General features: G+C 34.6%; 19 protein-coding genes and 2 pseudogenes. 19 read left to right on the top strand and 2 right to left on the bottom strand.

From position 1 onward, the window contains the following. Window positions 1–56: 56 nt before the first annotated feature. From ACZZZA_RS14695 to ACZZZA_RS14675, 5 genes are all read left to right on the top strand, one after another. Window positions 57–2,060 (top strand): DEAD/DEAH box helicase, encoded by a 2,004-nt coding sequence (locus tag ACZZZA_RS14695; RefSeq protein WP_463432996.1) that lies wholly within the window; start codon window positions 57–59, stop codon window positions 2,058–2,060. Beyond that, window positions 2,053–2,715, top strand: a complete 663-nt coding sequence (locus tag ACZZZA_RS14690; protein ID WP_463432994.1) for a hypothetical protein — start codon at window positions 2,053–2,055, stop codon at window positions 2,713–2,715. Before ACZZZA_RS14695 ends, ACZZZA_RS14690 begins: the two co-directional genes overlap by 8 nt. After that, on the top strand, window positions 2,690–3,253 hold the full coding sequence (locus ACZZZA_RS14685) for a GIY-YIG nuclease family protein (RefSeq protein WP_463432992.1): 564 nt from the start codon (window positions 2,690–2,692) through the stop codon (window positions 3,251–3,253). Before ACZZZA_RS14690 ends, ACZZZA_RS14685 begins: the two co-directional genes overlap by 26 nt. 20 nt (window positions 3,254–3,273) lie before the next feature. Beyond that, window positions 3,274–3,885: a hypothetical protein gene (locus ACZZZA_RS14680; RefSeq protein ID WP_463432990.1), complete on the top strand. Its 612-nt coding sequence runs from the start codon at window positions 3,274–3,276 to the stop codon at window positions 3,883–3,885. A 147-nt stretch (window positions 3,886–4,032) separates the two neighbouring features. Further along, window positions 4,033–4,482, top strand: a complete 450-nt coding sequence (locus tag ACZZZA_RS14675) for a hypothetical protein (RefSeq protein ID WP_463432988.1) — start codon at window positions 4,033–4,035, stop codon at window positions 4,480–4,482. Between the two features lie 328 nt (window positions 4,483–4,810). Here the strand turns inward: ACZZZA_RS14675 and ACZZZA_RS14670 are convergent, their stop codons facing one another. Further along, window positions 4,811–5,182, bottom strand: coding sequence for a hypothetical protein (locus ACZZZA_RS14670; RefSeq protein WP_463432986.1), 372 nt, complete (start codon window positions 5,180–5,182; stop codon window positions 4,811–4,813). 98 nt (window positions 5,183–5,280) lie between these two features. On the opposite strand from ACZZZA_RS14670, the gene ACZZZA_RS14665 reads away from it, so the two are divergent. From ACZZZA_RS14665 to ACZZZA_RS14620, 10 genes and pseudogenes are all read left to right on the top strand, one after another. After that, entirely contained in the window at window positions 5,281–5,541 is a 261-nt protein-coding gene (locus ACZZZA_RS14665; protein ID WP_463432984.1) for a DUF1294 domain-containing protein, read from the top strand. A 125-nt stretch (window positions 5,542–5,666) separates the two neighbouring features. Beyond that, window positions 5,667–6,215, top strand: a complete 549-nt coding sequence (locus ACZZZA_RS14660) for a type 1 glutamine amidotransferase domain-containing protein (protein WP_463432982.1) — start codon at window positions 5,667–5,669, stop codon at window positions 6,213–6,215. 293 nt (window positions 6,216–6,508) lie between these two features. Further along, window positions 6,509–8,315 (top strand): annotated as a pseudogene (typA, locus tag ACZZZA_RS14655) (translational GTPase TypA). A gap of 89 nt (window positions 8,316–8,404) precedes the next feature. Next, window positions 8,405–9,514 carry a peptidoglycan DD-metalloendopeptidase family protein gene (locus tag ACZZZA_RS14650; RefSeq protein WP_463432980.1) on the top strand — a complete coding sequence of 370 codons (1,110 nt, stop codon included), beginning with the start codon at window positions 8,405–8,407 and terminating at the stop codon, window positions 9,512–9,514. Window positions 9,515–9,597: 83 nt separating this feature from the next. Beyond that, the gene (locus ACZZZA_RS14645; protein WP_463432978.1) at window positions 9,598–11,199 is read left to right on the top strand and encodes a glycoside hydrolase family 10 protein; all 1,602 of its coding nucleotides are present in this window, start codon (window positions 9,598–9,600) and stop codon (window positions 11,197–11,199) included. A gap of 251 nt (window positions 11,200–11,450) precedes the next feature. Continuing rightward, on the top strand, window positions 11,451–12,002 hold the full coding sequence (locus tag ACZZZA_RS14640; protein WP_463432976.1) for a ferritin: 552 nt from the start codon (window positions 11,451–11,453) through the stop codon (window positions 12,000–12,002). A gap of 280 nt (window positions 12,003–12,282) precedes the next feature. Then, complete coding sequence (gene ychF, locus ACZZZA_RS14635; protein ID WP_463432974.1) at window positions 12,283–13,374, top strand: redox-regulated ATPase YchF; 1,092 nt, start codon at window positions 12,283–12,285, stop codon at window positions 13,372–13,374. Between the two features lie 84 nt (window positions 13,375–13,458). Continuing rightward, window positions 13,459–14,538, top strand: coding sequence for a hypothetical protein (locus ACZZZA_RS14630; RefSeq protein WP_463432972.1), 1,080 nt, complete (start codon window positions 13,459–13,461; stop codon window positions 14,536–14,538). 55 nt (window positions 14,539–14,593) lie between these two features. Further along, complete coding sequence (locus ACZZZA_RS14625) at window positions 14,594–15,532, top strand: helix-turn-helix domain-containing protein (RefSeq protein ID WP_463432970.1); 939 nt, start codon at window positions 14,594–14,596, stop codon at window positions 15,530–15,532. Window positions 15,533–15,619: 87 nt separating this feature from the next. Beyond that, complete coding sequence (locus tag ACZZZA_RS14620) at window positions 15,620–16,381, top strand: SDR family NAD(P)-dependent oxidoreductase (protein WP_463433792.1); 762 nt, start codon at window positions 15,620–15,622, stop codon at window positions 16,379–16,381. A gap of 87 nt (window positions 16,382–16,468) precedes the next feature. Here the strand turns inward: ACZZZA_RS14620 and ACZZZA_RS14615 are convergent, their stop codons facing one another. Next, window positions 16,469–17,617: a methionine aminotransferase gene (locus ACZZZA_RS14615; protein WP_463432968.1), complete on the bottom strand. Its 1,149-nt coding sequence runs from the start codon at window positions 17,615–17,617 to the stop codon at window positions 16,469–16,471. Between the two features lie 184 nt (window positions 17,618–17,801). Between ACZZZA_RS14615 and ACZZZA_RS14610 the strand changes: the two genes are divergently transcribed. From ACZZZA_RS14610 to ACZZZA_RS14595, 4 genes and pseudogenes are all read left to right on the top strand, one after another. Next, a complete protein-coding gene (locus ACZZZA_RS14610; protein WP_463432966.1) occupies window positions 17,802–19,688 on the top strand; it encodes a DNA topoisomerase IV subunit B in 1,887 nt (628 codons plus the stop codon). Between the two features lie 50 nt (window positions 19,689–19,738). Then, a complete protein-coding gene (locus tag ACZZZA_RS14605; RefSeq protein WP_463432964.1) occupies window positions 19,739–20,215 on the top strand; it encodes a hypothetical protein in 477 nt (158 codons plus the stop codon). Further along, window positions 20,215–22,792, top strand: a pseudogene (locus ACZZZA_RS14600) (DNA gyrase/topoisomerase IV subunit A). Before ACZZZA_RS14605 ends, ACZZZA_RS14600 begins: the two are co-directional and overlap by 1 nt. A gap of 16 nt (window positions 22,793–22,808) precedes the next feature. Beyond that, window positions 22,809–23,450 (top strand): rhomboid family intramembrane serine protease, encoded by a 642-nt coding sequence (locus ACZZZA_RS14595; RefSeq protein ID WP_463432962.1) that lies wholly within the window; start codon window positions 22,809–22,811, stop codon window positions 23,448–23,450. Window positions 23,451–23,595 lie beyond the last annotated feature (145 nt).

The following is a 23,595-nucleotide window of genomic DNA, read 5'->3' as shown; positions in this document are numbered from 1 at the left end:
CTGATCTTGTCGAAGACCTAGTTAAATCATAGCCAATCAGTAACTTTAAAGAAGAAATGGAAAAAGATAACAACACCGATTACATAAAACCCATCAACTTGGTAAAAGTTGAATATGACCAGACAGGTCAAAGCAAAAAGACCAACGAATTTGGAATGCGGGAAATGCAAGCAAAAGCTTATGAAGCGAGAACTGCAAAATATCTTTTGCTCAAAGCTCCACCAGCTTCGGGAAAATCGAGGGCTTTGATGTTTATTGCATTAGACAAATTAAATCATCAAGGTATTAAAAAAGTGATTGTAGCTGTTCCCGAACGCTCAATTGGGAATTCCTTCAGTCCTACAGAATTAAAGAAATATGGTTTCTATGCCAATTGGGAACCTAATCAAAAATACAACCTTTGTACTCCGGGAAGTGACTCTGGGAAAGTGAAAGCATTTCATCAATTTCTGCAAAGTGATGAGAAAGTTTTGATTTGTACTCATGCTACTTTACGTTTTGCAGCTGAAGGATTAGACGAAAAAGATTTGAATGACTGCCTTATTACTATTGATGAGTTCCACCACGTTTCTGCAGATGGTGATAACAAATTGGGGAATGTAATGCGCAATATAATGGCAAATTCAACCGCTCATATTGTGGCAATGACTGGTTCGTATTTCCGTGGAGATAGTGTTCCTGTACTCTTGCCAGAAGATGAGGAGAAATTTGTTAAAGTTACTTATAACTATTACGACCAGCTCAACGGTTACGAATATTTAAAGTCTCTCGGAATCGGTTATCATTTTTATCAAGGTAGATATTACAAAGTTCAGCCAGAGCGTAATATGTCTGCATTGGAAGAGATTTTAGATGAAGATTTGAAAACGATAATTCACATTCCAAGCGTAAACTCGGCAGAATCATCTAAAGAAAAATATGAAGAAGTAAATCACGTTATAGACTGCATTGGCGATTTAGAATATCAGGATTCAGAAACTGGAGTTTTGTTTGTGAAGAGCAAACGCAGTGGAAGGATTTTGAAAATTGCTGATTTGGTAAATGACAATCCAAAGGAAAGGGATAAGATTGTTGCGTATCTCCGGGGCGTAAGTTCGCCGGATGATATCGATATGATTATTGCGTTGGGAATGGCAAAAGAAGGTTTTGACTGGCCTTTTTGTCAGCACGCACTTACGATAGGTTACAGAGGTTCATTAACGGAAATTATTCAAATTATAGGCCGTGCTACACGTGATAGTAATAATAAAAAACACGCTCAGTTTACTAATTTAATTGCTCAGCCAGATGCGGTAGATGATGATGTGAAATTGGCAGTGAATAATATGCTGAAAGCCATTACAGCATCATTGCTTATGGAACAGGTTCTTGCCCCTAACTTCAAATTCAAGCCAATGGATAATAACGATGAGGATTTGGAAAATGATGAAGATGATGACGAGAAACCAACCATTAAAATAAGAGGATTTAAAACTCCAACTTCTCAACGTGCAAAAGATATTATAGAAAGTGATTTAAATGATTTGAAAGCACGAATTTTGCAAAATGATACAATGTTGAAAGCATTGCCAGGAAATTTAGAACCCGAAGTTATCAATACGGTTTTGATTCCTAAAATAATCAGGGAGATTTATCCTGATTTGTCTGAAGAGGATGTAGAAGCGGTTAGACAATACGTAGTTGTAGATTCGGTGATAAAAAATAGTACCGTTGAAGAACAAGGCTCAAAGAAATTTATTAAGATGGCAGGAAGCTTTGTGAACATCGATGATATTAATATTGAACTTATTGACCGAGTAAATCCTTTTCAGAAAGCTTTTGAAATTCTATCTAAAAGTGTTACTACTTCAGTTTTGCGTGCTATACAAGACACAATAAATATCACAAAAATTGAAATGACTGAGCAGGAAGCCATTATTCTTTGGCCTAAAATAAATGCTTGGGTAAAGGAAACTGGCGAAAAACCGAGTATTCAATCTACTAATCCAATTGAGCAGAGATTAGCTCAGGCACTTCTGTTCATTCAAGATGCCAAAAGAAAAAAGATGCAAAATGGCTAAGACTTTAGATGACATATTTAATGATGATGACTTTGGATTGTTAGATTCCAATGAGAAAAAATCTGTCCTCAAAACAGATGATGACCGTCTTTTAGAATCGTTTGAAGAAATCAATAGTTTCTTTGAAAAAAACGAGAGAGAACCGTCTACTTCTTCCATTGCCGAATATTCTCTATTAGCGAGGCTAAAAGAATTTAGAAGTAATGAAAACAAAAGAAGAATTGTAAAACCATTTGATAGGTTTAATCTGCTTGGGGAAGTAGAGTACGAAACTCCATCAATTGATGAAATTTTAAACGATGATGAATTGGGATTGCTTGATTCGGATGGAGACAATTCTATTTTTGAGTTCAAGCATACGCCCCAGATTGATAAAAGAGCGAAAGCAGAATCTATTGCTCAAAGAAAATCATTATCAGATGATGAATTTGCAAAGTATGAAAGAATGTTTCAGAATGTGCATCGGGATTTAAAATCAGGAAGAAGAAAAATGCTTCCTTTTAATGATGGAGAAACCAATCTTAGACAAGGAAATTTCTATTTAGTAGATGGACTTTTAGCATATTTAGAATCTTCTGAAGCAGAAAAAGTGTTAAAGGAAAATAGAAGTGGAGACAGAGTAAGGATTGATGGTCCGAACATTTACCATCTTTGAAAATGGAACTGTATCTAATTTATTGTTCCGCTCGTTGGCAAAAGCTATTCAAAAAAATGGTAAACTAATAACTCAACCAATTGATGAAGTTGAGAAAGATTTAGCGGTAAATGCAGGGATGGTAAAAGAGGATGATGTGGAAAGTGGCTGGATTTATATTTTAAAATCTAGGTCTGAGAATCCCAAAATAAAGAATATAGAAAATCTTTATAAAATTGGTTTCTCAACCGTTCCAGTAGAAACTAGAATTAAAAATGCTAGTAAGGAAGCAACGTATTTGTATGAAGATGTAATTATCGTTGCAAAATACAGTTGTTATAATATCAACACTCAGTATTTTGAAAGTCTTCTCCATCGACTGTTTGCATCTGTTTGTTTGGATGTTGATTTATATAATGCAGATGGAAAAAGATTTATACCAAGAGAGTGGTTTGTTGTTCCCATCGATGTTTTGAATGAGGCTATTGAATTATTTATTAGTGGAGGAATTATAAACTATAAGTTTGAAAGTGAAAAGAATAAACTCGTTTTGAAATAATTACTTAAATATCTTTTAGTATGAATTCTGAAAAATACAGTGGTAGCAATGACTACTATCCTAACCAAATAGGGAAAATAAACTATCCTGATGATTCTGATGATTACTGGAATAATTTTAGAAATGATGTATGCAAAGTAATAGAGAAAAGTGAGGATGACTTCGAAAAATACCTAAATATTTTTGGTAGTGGCGGATTATTAGTTGGGCTTACTTTACTAAGTAATTTAATTGAAAAAAATATAATTTATAATGATCAATGGATGCTTGTAACTGGTATTTTTTTATTTGTTCTATGCTTACTTACTAACCTAATTTCTCATTTTATAGCAATTAAGATTAATGAAAAAACAATCTCTGAAATTGACACTCAAAATAAGGATCTATGGAATAATTTTAAAAAAAGAAATCGCTATATAGGAATATTAAATAAAGCCTCTTTAGGTTCTATCATAGTAGGAACTATTTTGGTAACACTATTTTTAACGTTAAACTTAAATACTATGTCTGATAAAAATCAAAAACCTCAAAGCCCGCCTAAGACAACACAAGGTGATCCTCAACGTTCGCAAGACCAAAAAGGCAGAGTGGCTCCCCAACCTGCAGTTGTAAAACCTCCTAAAACTAAATAATATGAGTGATAAAGATAAACTACCATCAAAACCGCAACCTTCCAAAACAATAATTTCAGGTGACAAGATCACTCTTGGAAGAGTAACTATAGCTCCAACTAATATGAAACCACCTAAAACTAAATAGTTATTAAAAACTAAAAAACCATGAAACAAAAAACACTGTTACAAATATGGGGTAAAGCAGGAAGTGGTAAAACAACAACGATCAAAATTATTAGACAAGAATTAGAAAAAAAATACATCAATCTTAATCATACCTATTTATTGCCTTTACCAGATGGTGAGATTTATGAAATTTTTAATTCCAACGGTTTTGTGATAGGTGTATCATCAATGGGTGATGTATTAAAAACACAACTACGCTCTCATCTGAACGACTGTTTTTTACAATGTGATATTATCATTGCTGCAAGTAGAGTATATAATGATGTTAGTAGCTATTTATCTTTAGAAGCGAAAAAGCATAATTTTAGATTGATTAAAGCAACTAACTACAGAATAAATGACACCAGAACTGTTCAAGACGAATTTAGTCAAGAATCTGCAAGGCATATCGTAGATTTAATTGATAAAATTATGTTAGGAATTATATAAGAGTAATCTTATGATATATCTTTATCTATAAAATTAACTTTTTTAAGCTCATAATCATGTATACATTTTTTGAGGATAACATTATTATTCATGTTGTTTCCAATATACGTTTATGAGAGACCTATTAACAAAGGTAATATTATACTGTAAATATTGATTAAATAAATTATTAATTCAAAAAAAACCAGTCACATAAATAAAGTTATTATTAACAAGACTCCATAAAACACCAACTTCTCAATACGATTTTTCCCTGATCTCGCGGATTTCTAATCCGTGAGTAATCACGAAAACGGAAGCTGCTTCCTTTAAGATTGGGAAAAACGATTTAATGAGATTGCTTCGCTGCGCTCGCAATGACCGTACCAATCCTCACACAATCCTCACTCCCCAAATACCTCGGATCACCATGCTTCTCAGACCAGAAACCTTCTAAAATATCTTTAGAACGGCAACGGTAAACAGCAGTTCCTTTGTAGATTTTCTGCTCATCACCTTCATATTGAAAGTTGATTACTAAAATATCATCTTTAAAAAATCCTGTTCCGTTTTGTTCGTGATCACCAATCATCCATTGGGCGAGGATGCGGTTGTTTTCGTCAAGAGAAAGAGTCAGGATGCCGTGATAGGAAATGTGATCCGTTTCTTCCTGGTTACTGCCCTGAATAGAGTAGTTGCCTGCCAAATCCTGTACTGTCATAGATTTATTTTTATGGGGAACAAATGTAGAAACTTTTATCCTGCTGAGATCAGGATGAGGTGTTTTTATGACATTTATTTTTGATTAGATTTGCTATTATGCTGTACTTAATTATAATAATCAATCTAATCACTTTCACAATCTTTGCATTGGATAAATGGAAAGCTATACAACACAAAAGAAGAATCTCAGAACGTTCACTTTATGTAATGACATTTTTAGGCGGTACTGTTGGAGCCATTTTCGGTATACTCATTTTCAGACATAAAACCTCAAAGAAAAGTTTTCTCCTCAAAATCGGACTCATCATTTTAATACAGATATTAATCATCATCATTTTCCATAAAACCAAAAACTAACAACTAACAACTAACACCCAAGAACCAACACCGCCAAATCATTTAACAAATTTTTATAAGTTCCATTAAGCAGCGCGGCATCATATTTTCTTTTAAGTAAGCAATTAACACCAAAAATATATATTATGTCTAAGAAAATCGCAATTCTCTCTACACATGGTTTTGAAGAAAGTGAATTAAAATCTCCAAAAGAGCATTTAGAACAGCAGGGCTGGACAGCCCATATCATCAGTCCGGAATCTGGGACGATCAAAGCATGGGCAGAAAAAGACTGGGGAAAAGAATATGACGTGGATAAAACGTTGGATGAAGTTTCAGCATCAGATTATGACGCTTTGGTTTTACCGGGCGGAGTTATCAATCCGGATCAGTTGAGAACCAACGAAAAAGCTTTGAGCTTTGTGCAGGATTTCTTTAAACAGCACAAACCCGTTGCTGCAATTTGCCACGGACCGCAGATTTTAATCAATGCAGGTGCTGTCGAAGGCAGAAATTTAACATCCGTAAATTCGATCAGCCAAGATTTAAAAAACGCCGGAGCAGTATGGGAAGACAGTGAAGTAGTGGTAGATAATGGCTTGGTAACAAGCAGAACACCGAAAGATCTTCCTGCCTTTAATGCCAAACTGGTTGAGGAAATTAATGAAGGTCCACATGAAGATCAAAATTTATAGATTAAATAAATTGATTTAGAAAATGTAAAAGACTTGGATATTGTATCTGAGTCTTTTTTTATGAAAATCAATATTCAATGTTTAGATAAATAGGTTGTGTGAGAAATTTATCTAACTTTTTTATCAAAGAAATCATTTTCTTATTTATTGCAAAAACCCTCTCGAAGACTCTAAATTCATAATTCAAAACTTAAAATTGGATGAAACTTATTCATTATGAATTTGTTAATTTTTAAATCTTTTTATGGTTAATTCATTAAAAATCACTAATTTCGCACCCGTAAAAATCATTCATGCAAAACATTAGAAATATTGCGATTATCGCACACGTTGACCACGGTAAGACTACTTTGGTTGATAAGATTATTCATGCTACAAACATTTTCAGAGAAAATCAGGAAAGTGGAGAATTAATAATGGATAATAACGATCTTGAAAGAGAAAGAGGGATTACCATTTTATCAAAAAATATTTCTGTTACTTATAAAGACGTTAAAATCAACGTTATAGATACTCCTGGTCACGCCGATTTTGGTGGTGAAGTAGAGAGAGTTCTTAAAATGGCAGACGGTGTAATCTTGTTGGTAGATGCTTTTGAAGGACCAATGCCACAGACTAGATTCGTATTGCAGAAAGCTTTGGAATTAGGTTTGAGACCTTTAGTTGTTATCAATAAAGTAGATAAACCAAACTGTCGTCCTGAAGAAGTTCACGATCAGGTATTTGATTTGTTCTTCAACCTGGAAGCTACTGAAGCTCAGTTGGATTTCCCTACATTCTACGGTTCTTCAAAACAAGGTTGGTTCAACACTTCATTGGAGCAGACTGAAGATATTTTCCCATTGTTAGACGGTATTTTACAATATGTTCCTGAGCCTAAAGTTGAGGAAGGTAACCTGCAGATGCAGATTGTTTCTCTGGATTTCTCTTCTTTCTTAGGAAGAATCGCAATCGGAAAAGTAATCAGAGGTGAGATCAAAGAATCTCAATGGATTGGTCTTGCTCAGGCAGACGGAAAAATTTTAAAAGGAAAAGTAAAAGAACTATACGTTTTCGAAGGTCTTGGAAAGAAAAAAGTAACTGAAGTAAAAGCTGGAGATATCTGTGCTGTAGTAGGTTTTGATGCGTTCCAGATCGGAGATTCTTTCGTAGATCTAGAAAATCCTGAACCATTGCCAAGAACCTCAATTGATGAGCCTACACTGAACATGACGTTCTCAATTAACAATTCACCGTTCTTCGGTAAAGATGGTAAGTATGTAACTTCAAACCACCTGAAAGAAAGACTGACTAAAGAATTAGAGAAAAACTTAGCATTAAGAGTTGAGCAGACGGGTGATGCAAATACGTTCCTGGTATTCGGTAGAGGTATTCTTCACTTATCGGTTTTAATTGAAACAATGAGAAGAGAAGGATACGAAATGACCATTGGTCAGCCACAGGTTATCTTAAGAGAAATCGACGGAGAAAAATGTGAGCCTTACGAATCTTTGGTTGTTGACGTTCCGGAAGAATATGCTTCTAAAGTGATCGATTTAGCTACTCAGAGAAAAGGTGATCTTCACATTATGGAAACTAAAGGTGAAATGCAGCACATGGAATTCGAAATTCCTTCAAGAGGTTTGATCGGATTGCGTTCTCAGATGTTAACTGCTACTGCTGGTGAAGCTATTATGGCACACCGTTTCACAGAATACAAGCCTTTCAAAGGTGCAATTCCTGGAAGAAGTAACGGGGTACTAATCAGTAAAACTCAAGGTCCGTGCTACAGAATATTCTATTGCAAAATTACAGGATAGAGGTAAGTTCTATGTAGATCCGGGCGAGGAAATCTACGCTGGTATGGTGATCGGTGAGCAAAACAAGCCGGGAGATTTGGTAGTAAACATCGTTGAAGCAAAACAGTTGAATAACATGAGAGCTTCAGGTAAAGATAAAGATACCGGTGTTGCACCAAAAATCTTATTCTCACTTGAAGAATGTATGGAATATATTCAGTCTGATGAAGCAATCGAGGTAACTCCTAACTTCATCCGTATGAGAAAGAAAGTACTTTCTGAAGAAGAAAGAAAAAGAATTGAAAGAGGAGCAAAAGCTTAATTTCATTCTGACAATTATACAAAGCCTCGAATTTTCGGGGCTTTTTTATTTTAAAATTGTTACGGCTAAATTTTTGCAGGAAATCTGACATGATCAGAATAAAATCATTTTTAATAATTATATCATCATTCTTCATCATCATTTCTTGTGACGGCTTGAAAATACCCAAGAATATATTTGAAACTTCCGACCGTACAAAATATGAAAAAAGCTTTTCAGGCGCAGATAGTCTGATAAACAATTGGAAGATCAATTACTCCAATGCCAAAAACACACCGCTTAAAATTACAGATGGGTATTCGTTAAATGTGTTTTCGGATAGTATTAATCTCAATGCACTTGGTTATTCTTTTGAACTTAAAAAAGGGGATTTGCTAATTATTGAAACTCTTAAAGAAGATCAGGAGTCAAAAATTTTTGTTGATGTGATCAATGGAAACGTAAATACTGATGATTCTCAAAGTGAATTAATTCAGAATAATAAATTCAGACGATTGATTAAAAATAATGGCTCACATACCGTTATCATTCAGCCGGAAATCGAGTTTAAAGGAAATCTTCAGCTAAAAATTTATACGCAGCCGTCTCTTGAATTTCCGGTTGCAGGAAAAGGCAATCGTGATGTACAGAGTTTTTGGGGTGCGAGTCGTGATGGAGGTGGCAGAAGTCATGAAGGTGTCGATATTTTTGCTGCGAAAGGAACTCCGGTTGTTGCTGTTTCAGACGGATTTGTGGTACGGACAGATAATAAAGGTTTGGGAGGAAAACAAGTTTGGCTACGTGATGCAGCTACAGAAAATTCGTATTACTATGCTCATCTTGACAGTATTTTAACTCAAAGTGGAAATAGAGTAAAGACTGGTGATACATTAGGTTTAGTAGGAAATACAGGGAACGCCGCTGGTGGAGCAACTCATTTGCATTTCGGAATTTATACAGGAGGAGCGGTAGATCCTTATCCATATATTCGTACAAGAGAGATCCCGAAAACACAGAAACAGAAGAAATTTAAATCAATGATGTTGATTAAATCAGGATCAAATCTGCGTGCCGGAGCGGGAACAGAATATGCTATCTTAAAAAATATAGAGAAGAATACAAAGGTTAAGATCATAGCGGTCACAGATAAATGGTTTCATGTAAAAACATCTGACGGCGCAGAAGGTTTTGTATTAGAAAACAGGTTAGAACCAAATTAGTTATGATCAATTTTTTTTGATGCTGAGCTTAATTTTTATTATCTTGAATTTTTTTAAATTAAAATTAAATAATCTGTCAAATAATGAAGATTGATAAAATAAAAATAATGCTGTTGTTAGGATTTTTTGCCTCATTCAGCAGTTCGTGTTCTGTACAAAAAAATTCATCCACAGCAAAAAATGCAGGTAAAGAAAACCACTACAAACCAAAAGTAAAAGATTCAATTCTTACGGTAAAACCATCACCAAATATTGTAATCGAAGAAGATTTTAAAGTCAACCTTCCTGCAATCAAAAGAGAATTTCGTGGTGCATGGGTTGCAAGTGTGGCAAATATCAATTGGCCCTCAAGAAATAATTTGTCGGTTGAGCAGCAAAAAGCTGAAGCCATTAGCATGTTGAATATGCTTCAGGATAACAATTTTAATGCGGTGATTTTCCAGGCACGTCCGTCCGCAGATGCTTTATACACAAGTGAATTAGAACCCTGGTCTTATTTTTTAACAGGAAAAACAGGTGAGCCGCCTTATCCAAACTATGATCCTTTACAGTTTTGGATTGAAGAATCTCACAAACGAGGGATGGAGCTTCATGTTTGGTTAAATCCTTACAGAGCGCATCATTCAAATGGAGGTTCGGTTTCCGGCCAATCGATGGTGACTAAACTTTCTGATCTTACCATTAGATTAAAAAACGGAATGTACTGGTTTGATCCTGCCAATCCGAAAACTCAGGGTCATGTTTCTAATGTTGTGAAAGATCTAGTGAAAAGATATGATCTTGATGCCATTCATTTTGATGATTATTTTTATCCTTATGCCACCTACAACAGAGGCGCAGATTTCCCGGATAACGCAAGCTGGAACACTTACCTTAGCTCAGGAGGGACACTTTCGAGAGCAGATTGGAGAAGAGATCAGGTCAATCAATTTGTTGAAAGAATTTATAAAGAAATTCACGCAGAAAAAAACTACGTTCGATTTGGAATCAGTCCGTTTGGGATCTGGAAACCGGGCTTTCCTGAAGGAATTGTAGGTTCATCTCAATATGACGAATTGTATGCTGATGCAAAGTTATGGTTAAATAAAGGTTGGGTAGATTATTTTTCACCACAATTATACTGGCCGATTGAATCTAAGGGACAACCTTTTGCTTCATTATTAAACTGGTGGAAATCTGAAAATACCATGAACCGCCATCTTTGGCCGGGATTAAATACCGTAGAGATTAAAGTTTCTGACCGACCGACAGAAATTAAAAATCAGATTGAATTAACAAGACAAATACTTCCTCAATCCACAGGCGAAATTCACTGGAGCATTGCGGGTTTAACTAAAAACCAAAATATGCTTCCCACTTTAAAAAACGGACCTTACAAAGAAAAAGCACTGACTCCGAAAAGTCCGTGGATAAAAGCAATTCCTTTAGAAAAGCCGACTTTATTTACCAATGATATTGGAAGTTTTATTCAGACAAGCTGGAGCTCAAAAAAAATAGGAAGTATATTTCAGTGGGTTCTTTTCACCCAATACAACGGAGTCTGGGAAACCGAAATTTTAACTTTAGAAATGCTTTCAAAAGAAATCCCAAAAAGCAAAGACGGGAAAATTCTCAATGCCATTGCGATAAAAGCCATCGATCGTTTGGGAAATGAAAGTGATTACATGGCGAAGAAAATAAACTAGAGGTATAAGATTGTAGAGTTTGAGGATTTTAGAGTTTTTGCTTCAAAAAAAATTCTTTATGCTAAAAAATAGTATCAGAAGTCAGTTCATTCCATTGAGCTGACTTTTACATTTAGACTCACTATAAATTATCTGTTTAAAATAATGATTGATAACTGTTTATGAATCAATCATTTTTAATAATAACTTAAAACTGTCGTCTCGGAATCATTTTTGTATCTGTTATCCTGCAAACACTAATATATACAATTATGAATACAAACAGACTTTCACCAAGACTGGAACAAGCTCTAAGCGACCAGATGAATACCGAAGATTTACAATCAAGAGTTTATTTTTCTTATGGAATTTGGGCTGCTGATAAAGGGTATGGTGGAATTTCAAACTTTCTTTTCCGTCATGCTCAGGAAGAAAGAGATCATGCCGTGAAATTTATGCAGTACGTTCTCAACAGAGGCGGAAAGCCGAAAATAACTGAACTTCCCTCACCAGGTCAAGAACCTACAAGCCTTACTCATTGTTTCGACCTTGTTTTTCAACACGAAGTAGATAATACAACGGCAATATATAACTTAGTCAATATTGCTTTTGAAGAAAAAGATTGGGCTTCCTGGAATTTTCTACAGTGGTTCGTAAAAGAACAAATTGAAGAGGAAACATTTGCCATGAATTTAATTGATAAACTGAAAATTGCAGGTGGAGACAGAGCAAGTGACGAATCTTTATTCACACTGGATAAAACTTTGGAAACCCTTCCGGATGATGCCGAACTGGCACAAGATGCTACCGGTGCAAACCCATAAAAGCACAACGATAAATTATTATTTTTGAAAATCTGTCATTTCTTGGCAGATTTTTTTATTATGAAATCGCAATGATTGGTAAATATAAATACGAATGACGATGGTAGATTATAGATGATTTTTAAAAACAATAAATATCTACGGATGAAAATCGCTTAAAATTACTATCTTTGCACACCTTTAATTGTCAGAAGCAAAAAGCCATGAGCCGATTGTCAAAAGCAATTTAAAATATGAAACCGAAAGGTTGCATAACCATAAATTAAAATAAAATTTCGTTATGAAATGTGGAATCGTAGGCTTACCCAATGTAGGTAAATCAACTCTTTTTAACTGCTTAAGCAATGCTAAAGCGCAATCAGCCAATTATCCATTCTGTACAATTGAGCCAAACTTAGGAACGGTTTCTGTACCGGATCAGAGATTATTTGAGCTTGAAAAACTGGTAAATCCTGAAAAAGTTTTGCCTGCTTTTGTAGAGATCGTTGATATTGCAGGTTTGGTAAAAGGAGCGAGCAAAGGTGAAGGTCTGGGAAATCAATTCCTTGCCAACATCAGAGAATGCGAGGCGATTATTCATGTTTTAAGATGTTTTGAAAACGGAAATATTATCCATGTTGAAGGTTCTGTAGATCCGTTGAGAGATAAAGAAATTATCGACATCGAGCTTCAGCTGAAAGATTTGGAAACTGTTGGAAAAGCAGTCGAAAAAGCTAAAAAATTCATCAAATCCGGAAAGAAAGAAGATATTCTTACTTATGAAACGCTTCATAATCTTGAAAAATTTATCGAAGACGGTAAAAATGCAAGAGAATTCCCGATGGATGATTTTGCAGCATCCGTTATAGCAGATGTGCAGTTGTTGACCAACAAACCTGTACTTTACGTTTGTAATGTAGACGAAAATTCTATCAAAAACGGAAACGAATGGATTGCCAAGATCGAAGAGATGGCTCAGAAAGAAAAAGCTGAATTAGTTGTTTTAGCTGCTCAGATTGAAGCAGATATTAATGAATTAGATACTTTCGAAGAAAGAGAAATTTTCTTGGAAGAATTGGGCTTAACAGAGCCGGGTGTCAATCGTCTGATCAGAAAAGCGTATGATTTATTAAAGCTTCAAACATATTTTACGGCTGGAGTAAAAGAGGTAAGAGCTTGGACTATCGGACAAGGATGGACGGCGCCTCAAGCTGCAGGTGTCATTCACACCGATTTTGAAAAAGGATTCATCCGTGCAGAAGTAATCAAGTACAACGATTACGTGAATTACGGTACTGAAGCCAAGGTAAAGGAAGCCGGAAAGCTTTCTGTTGAAGGAAAAGAATACATCGTACAGGACGGTGATATTATGCACTTCAGATTTAATGTTTAAAAGTATTAAAAGTTAGTTATAGTATTTTAAAAAGCGCTTCCATGAATTTGGGAGCGTTTTTGCTATATTTATAAAAATTTTTAAATGAAATATTCGATGTTTTTACTGTTGATCTTATTTTTTGTATCATGCTCAAAAACTCCTGAAGAAAATTGTTTTATTGAAAAGAAAGAAGAGAATATTTACAAGGAAGAAAAGCCATTTACGTCTAAGCAAATACTTGAAAGTAAACCAGATTATCTTGAGGTGGTAAGTTTAAAAATTTATAGGCCTTTTAAGCAGGACAGTATCGAAAGTGAATATAATTTTCAGGACGAAAAATTAGATGAGATTCAATGGAAAAAGGACAAGGAAGAGTATCAATATTTTAAAGAGAAATTTAGTGGTCAGTTTTCATTTTCTTATAAACAGCGTGTCGGAAATACTCAATATTGCTTAGGGAAAAATAACCTAGGTTTTTGGCTGTTAAAAATAGATAAGAGTAAAGCAGATGCTTATTTTTTAGGATTAAGTTTCAGCCATTATTATCTTAACAAAATCCAGACAAAACCAATTATTAATAATGGCTTTTTAGAACTTGAAGGGAGCTTGGTAAAAATCGTGAAAGTTGCAGGACTTCCGGGATATGATGATTATTCTGCTATCGAAGACGGTAAATTGTTTAAGATCAGATTGGAAGATTTAATGAAAGATTCTGACAAAGACGGTTATAATGATATTTTTGAAAACAGTTTTGGTTTAAAACCGAATAATAAAGATTCAGACGGCGACGGAATTGTTGATTTTAAAGATCTCAACCCGATGTTTGCATCTGAAAAAAATAAATTCACCCAACTTTACGAAGAATTACTCCCCGATTATGGGGATGAAAACCTTCGTGATCACAGTTACTTTTTTGAAGTTTTTATCAGTGATTGCGATTACTTTCATCAGATAAATCCTAAATACCATGTTTTGTTTGCACCGGAAGATTTAAAATCACAAACAAGCTATGTGAAAATTACTGATGTGTCCAGACATAGAATCGATAAAATCAGGAAAAATAAAAACAATCCTGATATTTTTTATATTAAAACTTGGGGAACCAGCAGTATGAGCGATTATTCTGCGGAATACAAAGATGGGAAATGGATTTTGAAAATTGGCGGTGGATATATAATTTAAAAATAATTGTTTTTTACTTAAACACTGTATATTTGAATTATACAAATTCCGCATCATGGAAAAAATAGCTCACGCTTCATTAGAAGATTTTTACGGTGAAATGGCAAAAATGCTGGGGAAAGATATGGAAACTATCTTTCCAAAAGGTCTTCACAAAGATATCGGTCATTTTAATGTCTTTGATATTGCTCAAACGATTGCCAATGTTAAGAAAACTTCTGAAATGCCTTACAACAGAAGAAAATATTATAAAATCAGTCTGATCAGAGGGAAAAACAGAGCTGAATATGCTGATAAAGTGATTTCTATCAAAAAGAATGCTTTACTTTTCGCAACACCGAAAGTTCCGTATCATTATGTTCCTGAAGATGAAAATCAGAAGGGAAGTTTTTGTGTTTTCACCGATGATTTTTTTAATAAAAACCAATCTCAGAATGTTTTAGAGGAACTTCCTCTTTTTCAACCGGGAGCTTTCCCTGTTTTTGAAATTGATGATGAAATGGCAGATGAAATCGAGATGCTGTTTTCAAAAATCAAAAAAGAAATCGATTCTGATTATGCTTTCAAATATGATTTGATTCGAAATTATGTTTTTGAATTGATTCATTACGGACAAAAATTACAGCCCGCCACAAAAACTTCAACCTCTCACAATGCTTCGCTTCGTGTTGTTTCTTTGTTTATCGAATTGCTGGAAAGGCAGTTCCCCATAGAATCTCCCGACCAGAGAATTCAGCTGAAAGTTGCCAAAGATTATGCGGAAAGACTGGCAATTCATGTAAATTATTTAAACAAAAATTTAAAAGAAAGTACAGGAAAAACAACCACTGAATTTATTGCAGACCGCATCGTTCAGGAAGCAAAAATTCTTTTAAAGCAAACCAAATGGAACGTTTCTGAAATTTCATACGCTTTGGGATTTGAAGAGATTGCTCATTTTTCCAATTTTTTTAAGCGAAAAACTTCATTTGCACCCTTGGAATTTCGTTCATGATTTGAATTATGCAAATTTCAGATTGATTGAAGCAAATAAATGGATGATCAAATTGCAGAACTTTGTCTCAATAAAAATATTAATACAATGAATACAGCAAAAGTAGCATTAATAACGGGCGGAAGCCGTGGATTAGGAAAAAATTCAGCATTGAAAATAGCTGAGAAAGGTCTGGATGTGATCATCACTTACCATAGTAACAAAGAAGAAGCTGAAAATGTAGTAAACGAAATAAAAGCTCTGGGAAGAAATGCAGCAGCTTTTCAGTTAGATACAAGAGATATTAAAAGTTTTGAGCCATTCATTCAAAATGTAACCAGTCATTTAAAAGAAGCTAACGGTAATGCAAATATTGATTATCTGATCAACAATGCAGGAACGGCATTGTATTCACCCATCATGGAAACAACTGAAGAGCAGCTTGATGATATGTTTAATATTCACTTCAAAGGGGTGTTCTTTTTAACACAAAAGTTTTTGCCGTTCATCAATGATGGTGGCGGAATCATTAATATTTCTTCAGGATTAGCCAGATTTGCTTTACCGGGATCATCGGTTTACGGTTCGATGAAAGCAGGGGTTGAAATGCTGACAAAATATATGGCGAAAGAATTAGGTTCCAGAAAAATAAAAGTCAATGTCGTTGCTCCCGGAGCAATTGAAACCGATTTTGGCGGTGGCAGAACGAGAGATGATGAAAACATAAACTCCATGATCGCAGGAAATACAGCTTTAGGCAGAGCGGGTTTACCGGATGACATTGGTGGAGTAGTAGCATTTCTTTGTACAGAAGACGCTCGCTGGATTACCGCACAGAGAATTGAAGCTTCGGGCGGAATGTTTTTTTAAATAAATTATTTTCTCTCACAGATTGAGCAATGAAGTAGATTTTGAAATTAATCTGCGTAATCCACTCAATCTGTGAAAGATTTTTTATTACAATTTAGCTAGATTCTCAATCGCTTTTTCCAAAGTTTCCTGCTTTTTGGCAAAGCATAATCTGATCACATTTTCATTCATTTTATTTTTGTAAAAAGAAGAAAACGGAACTGTTGCCACTTTATGGGTTACCGTTAATTCTTTGGCAAAATCAAAATCTGATTGATCTGAAATTTTATCATATTTCAAAGCCTGGAAATAGGTTCCTTCACAATCCAGCAGCTCAAATGAAGTTTGAGCTAATCCTTCTCTCAGAAAATCTCTTTTTGTCTGAAAGAATTTATGTAAATCTAAATAATGTTCATCATTTTTCATGTATTCTGCCAATGCCAATTGAATCGGTGTGTTGACGGAGAAAACATTAAACTGATGGATTTTTCTAAACTCGTCTGTCAGCGCTTTCGGAGCTGCACAATATCCGATTTTCCAGCCTGTAACATGAAAAAGCTTTCCAAAAGATGCTATTAAAAGACTTCTTTCTTTAAGTTCCGGATATTTGCAGATGCTTAAATGTTCTTTTCCGTCAAAAATAATATTTTCATACACTTCATCGCTTAAGATCAGGATTGAAGTGTTTTTTACAATTTTAATTAATTCCTGAATATCAGTTTCTTTTAAAATCTTTCCTGATGGATTGTTTGGATTATTTAAAATGATCATTTTCGTTTTTTCCGAAACCAGATTTTTCACAGCATTCCAATCGATTTCATAATCCGGAGCTTTCATTTCAAAACGTTTTACGACTCCTCCAAAAAGTTCAACCGTGGGTTCATAACAATCATACGCAGGTTCGAAAATGATGACTTCATCATCCTTTTTTATAAATGTGGCAATGGTAGTAAAAATGGCCTGAGTTCCACCGGCAGTAATCGTGATTTCTGAATCCGGATGGTAAATCGCCTGATGAGAATTTTCAATTTTTCTTGCAATTTCTTCCTTTAAACCCATCATTCCTCCCATTGGAGCATATTGATTAAACCCTTTTTGAATATAATGATTCACGAAATCCAATAATTCAGAATCTGGCATGAAATCAGGAAAGCCTTGAGATAAATTAATGGCTTCGTTTTCGTTTGCCAATTGTGTCATCTGACTGAAAATAGTGGTTCCGACATTTGAAAGTTTAGAAAAAGGAAGGTGTATCATGAACTGGAAATTTTTACTTCATTCGAATGTACATTATTTTTTGAAATTTAATGAGGTGTACTATTAAAATTTGTTTTATAATAGAATTAAAAGTTTGTTTTATATCAACATAGTAAAAAACGAAGCTAATTATTGGGATATTTTTGTTCTATTTTGTACTTTTGTATGTTTGCTGAAATTACTTATGTCACAAGAAATAAACCCTGTATATTCTGAAGATAACATCAGAACCCTCGATTGGCAGGAGCATATTCGTTTACGTCCCGGTATGTACATCGGGAAGTTGGGCGATGGCTCGTCTGCGGATGACGGTATCTATATTTTGCTGAAGGAAATTCTCGATAACTCGATTGATGAGTTCAGAATGAAATCTGGTAAGAGAATTGAAATAAAAGTTGACGACGGGAAAGTTACGATTCGTGATTTTGGCCGTGGAATTCCTTTGGGAAAAGTGGTTGATGCCGTTTCTAAAATGAATACGGGTGGAAAATACGACAGCAAAGCCTTCAAAAAATCAGTAGGTCTGAATGGTGTAGGAACTAAAGCAGTGAACGCACTTTCAGATTATTTCCGCGTACGCTCTTTCCGTGAAGGGAAGATGAAAATAGCAGAATTCTCAAGAGGAATCATTACCGAAGATCATACCGAAAAAGAAACTTCAGACCGAAACGGAACGGAGATTTCATTTATTCCTGATGCTGATATTTTTCTTCATTTTAAATACAGAAAAGAATATATCGAGAGAATGCTCCGGAATTATTCTTATCTGAATCCGGGATTAAAAATTCTCTTCAATGGTGAAACTTTCTTTTCTGAAAATGGTCTTAAAGACTTGTTGCAAGAAGAATTAGAAAGCGATGTGCTTTATCCGATTATTCATTTAAGAGATGAAGATATTGAATTGGCAGTCACACATACCGATAAATCTCAGACGGAAACGTATTTTTCTTTTGTTAACGGACAAAATACAACGCAGGGTGGAACTCATTTGAATGCTTTCCGTGAAGCGTATGTAAAAACCATTCGTGAGTTTTTTAATAAGAATTTTGACGCTTCCGATATAAGAAAATCTATTGTTGCAGCAATTTCCATCAATGTCGAAGAGCCGGTTTTTGAATCTCAGACGAAAACAAAATTAGGTTCCAACGATATCGGCCCCAATGGCCCTACGGTGAGAATATTCATTATTGATTTCCTAAAAAGTAAGCTAGATAATTTCCTGCATAAAAATCCAGAGATTGCTGAGGCCATTCAAAGGAAGATATTAATCTCAGAAAGAGAAAGAAAAGAGCTTTCAGGAATTCAGAAACTGGCAAGAGAAAGAGCAAAAAAAGTTTCGCTCCATAACAAAAAACTTCGTGATTGCAGACAACATTACAACGATCAGAAAGCCGAAAGAAAAGCTGAAACCCAGATTTTTATTACCGAAGGAGACTCTGCATCTGGCTCTATCACAAAATCAAGAGATGTAGAAACTCAGGCTGTGTTTTCGTTAAAAGGAAAACCACTGAACTGCTATGGTTTAACTAAAAAAGTGGTGTATGAAAATGAAGAATTTAATCTTCTGCAAGCCGCTTTGAATATTGAAGAAAGTCTTGAAGATTTAAGGTACAATCAGGTGATTATCGCTACGGATGCCGATGTAGACGGAATGCACATCAGATTATTGATGATTACTTTTTTCCTGCAGTTTTTCCCGGATGTGATTAAAAATGGTCATTTATACATCCTTCAGACTCCGCTATTTAGAGTCAGAAATAAAAAAGAAACGAGATACTGTTATACTGAAGCAGAAAGAGTGAAAGCATTGAATGAGTTGGGCAAAAATCCTGAGATTACACGCTTTAAAGGTTTGGGAGAGATTTCGCCTGATGAATTTAAAAATTTCATTGGAAAAGATATTCGTTTAGAACCTGTAGTTCTTGGGAAAGATCAGACAATCGAGCAGTTGCTTGAGTTTTATATGGGAAAAAATACACCAGACCGACAGATTTTTATTTTGGAAAATCTGGTTGTGGAAGATACAAATATAGATGTAAAAGAAATAATGAGCGAAGAAAAAGAAATTTAGATAGAATACATAAACACAACAAACAAAAACACAAACAAACACAAACAAAGATGAGATTAAGTAACCGAACCAAAATGCCTTTTTATAATTTTTTTAACAGCTTCCTGATAATGATGTTTTTACTGGGTATTACCCTATTTATATTAGAAAAAAACAAGTTTGATATTTTAGGAATAGAAAGTTATTTACTGATTATAGTTCCATTTATTTTATTAATATTTTACTACCTCGCAGGTCGGCATATTTTTGAGTATGACAGTGATGGTGAAGTGCTTCATCTCAGAAACCGAAATATCATTCCGTTTTTGAATAAAGATCTCAGCGACGAGTTTCCGAAATATAAATTGATAAGCTATGAGATAATAAATATCTTATTTATCAAGAGATTGTATCTTCATATTTCCAGTAAAAACAATGGTGCTACTATCTTGAAATATGAAATCGCATATTTAACGAAAAAAGAAATCAACGATTTGAAATTTTCACTCAGTAAAGTGATCAAAGAAAATAAAGAAAGAAGACCTTAATGATAGAAGAAAACGCTCACGAAGGCGAAAGCTTAAAAAAAGTTTCAGGACTGTACAAAGACTGGTTTCTGGATTATGCATCTTATGTAATTTTAGATAGAGCCATTCCGTCTGTTTATGATGGTTTCAAACCTGTTCAGCGTAGAATTATGCATTCGATGCGTGAATTGGAAGATGGCCGATACAACAAAGTCGCCAATATCGTCGGAAATACGATGAAATACCATCCTCACGGTGATGCTTCTATTACCGATGCAATGGTAGGAATAGGGCAGAGAGAACTTCTGATCGACACTCAGGGAAACTGGGGAAATATTTACACAGGAGATTCTGCGGCGGCGGCAAGATATATTGAAGCAAGATTAACTCCTTTCGCTCTTGAAGTAGTTTTTAATCCAAAAACTACGGTATGGTCAAAATCATATGACGGCAGAAATAATGAGCCGGTTGATTTACCGGTGAAATTTCCGTTGCTTCTGGCGCAGGGTGTTGAAGGAATCGGGGTTGGGCTTTCTACAAAAATTCTTCCGCATAATTTCAATGAATTAATTAATGCATCTGTTGCTCATCTAAAAGGGAAAAAATTTGAAATTTTCCCTGATTTTCTTACGGCAGGTTTTCTTGATGTTTCAGAATACAACGACGGGCACAGAGGCGGAAAAGTAAGAGCCAGAGCCAAGATTTCTCAGGTAGACAAGCATACTTTGATGATTTCTGAACTTCCTTTTTCTAAAAATACAGGTGATCTGATTGATTCGATCATTAAAGCCAATGAAAAAGGAAAGATTAAAATTAAAAAAATTGAAGATAATACATCAGATAAAGTTGAAATTCTGATTTATCTTCACAACGAAGTTTCGCCCGACAAAACGATTGATGCTTTGTACGCATTTACCGATTGCCAGGTAACGATCTCGCCAAATGCCTGCGTAATTGTTGGTGATAAACCCATGTTCCTGAATGTTTCCGAGATTTTAAGAATGAATACCGATCATACGGTTTCATTGCTAAAAAAAGAACTGGAAATTGAACTGAATGAATTACAGGAAAGCTGGCATTTTTCTTCATTGGAAAGGATTTTTATCGAAAACAGAATCTATCACGATATTGAAGAAGTAAAAAGCTGGGAAGATGTTTTGACAACTATTGCAAACGGTTTAAAACCTCACACTAAACATCTTTTAAGAGAAGTTACGGAAGAAGATATTCTGAGACTGACAGAAATTAGAATTAAAAGAATTTCCAGATTCGATTTAGATAAATTTAAAGAAAATATTGCATCCCTCGAAGGTAAAATAGAGCAGGTAAGACATCATTTAGCAAACTTGATTGCGTATGCCATTGATTATTATCTGAATATTCAGAAAAAATACGGAAAAGGAAGAGAGCGAAAAACCGAACTGAGGATTTTTGATACCATAGATGCTTCAAAAGTTGCCGTAGCGAATGAGAAATTCTATGCCAATTTTGAAGAAGGTTTCGTAGGAACTTCATTAAGAAAAGATCAGTTCTTATTTGATTGTTCTGATATTGATGACATCATTACATTCCGAAAAGACGGAAGCATGAAAGTCGTAAAGGTGGAAGCCAAAACATTCATCGGAAAAGACATTCTGCACGTAGCTATCTGGAAGAAAAACGATAAGCGCACAGTCTACAACATGATCTACCGTGAAGGAATGCAGAGGTCCTTATTATATGAAACGTTTTTCGGTAACAGGCGTGACGAGAAATACAGATTATCGTTTGGCATCAGATGCAAGAGGTTCAGAAACCCTTTATTTTTCGGCAAATCCTAACGGAGAAGCAGAAACTGTAACGGTTCTTTTAAAACCAAACCCAAGAATCAGAAAAAATAAAATGGATATTGATTTCTCTGAAATAGGAATCAAAGGTCGTGACTCAAAAGGGAATTTGGTCACGAAGTATTCTGTGAAAAAAGTTGATTTAAAAGAAGAAGGTGTTTCCACTTTGGCACCCCGAAAAATCTGGTTTGATGATACCGTCAGAAGATTGAATGCAGACGTGAGAGGAACTTTACTGGGAAGCTTTAAAGGCGATGATAAAATTTTAACCATCAATTCTCACGGCGAAGCAAAATTGATCAGTTTTGACCTTGGAAACCGTTTTGATGATGAATATATTGTTCTGGAAAAGTGGAGACCGCAACAACCGATCACCTGTATTTATTATGACGGAGAAAAAGATATGTATTTCATCAAACGGTTTTTGCTTGAAAATACAACTAACCCGCAGACATTTATGCCGTCTGAACATCCCAAGTCTTTCATAGAAAGAATTTTAGTATCAAACGGATCGACTGCCGAAATCATTTTTGCAAAAGATAAAGGTAAAGAGCGTGATCCTGAAACTATAAACATAGACGAATTCATCGGTGTAAAAGGAATTAAAGCCATCGGAAATCAGTTTACAAAATTTAAAGTAAAAACAATCAATATCACAGTTCCCGAACCGGAAGAAGAGGAACCGGAAGTTGATGACGAACTAGATTTTACTCCTTCTGCAGATGATGAAGGTGGTACAATTGGTGATTTGTTTGAAGATGGAACTGCTTAAAATTAAAAAATAAAATATGAGTATAATTGTTATCATCATTATTGCTATTACATGTATTATCAGTTATTTTGGACTGAATAATATGGCAATATTTGAAAAATATAAATTTAATGTAGCTGCAATAAATAACAGAAAAGAATATGTTAGATTGATCAGTTCAGGTTTTCTTCATGCTGATTTCATGCATTTGTTTTTCAATATGTTTTCACTATTTCTATTTCAGGGTGCTGTGATTCAGTTTTTTGGTGAGATAGGATTTGTGATTATTTATTTTGCATCTATGTTTTTGGGTAATTTATTTAGTTTGTTTATTTACAAAAACCAGCCATGGTACTCCGCAATTGGAGCTTCAGGTGCTGTTTCAGGAGTTATTTTTGCAGCGATTGCAATGGCTCCCAATGATATTAGTGTCAATTTTTTGCCTGGATGGCTTTTCGGAACACTGTATTTCGGATATTCTGTTTATATGATGCTCAATCCTAAACAATGGGATAATTTAGGACACGCTGCACATTTAGGTGGTGCTTTTTTTGGATTGGTTTATTCTGTAGCATTACATCCTCAATTAGCAATGAGTAATATTATTTATCTGGGAGCAATGTCTTTACCTCTTCTGTACTTATCTTATGAAATATTTATCAGAAAAAAAATCGGATAAAATTTAAAGATTAAAATATCAAAACCAATGAATGAATCTCATTGGTTTTTATTTTGCTTAAAGTTAGATTTACTTAAAACAGATATTAATCAGCGTAATAAATAAAAGTGGATTTTTTTAAATTGAAATATCAATTCTACAAAAG

The sequence above is a fragment of the Chryseobacterium sp. AC405b genome (assembly GCF_979258685.1).
The sequence above is the reverse complement of the archived record's forward strand: the minus strand, read 5'-3'. Positions and strand labels throughout refer to the sequence as shown.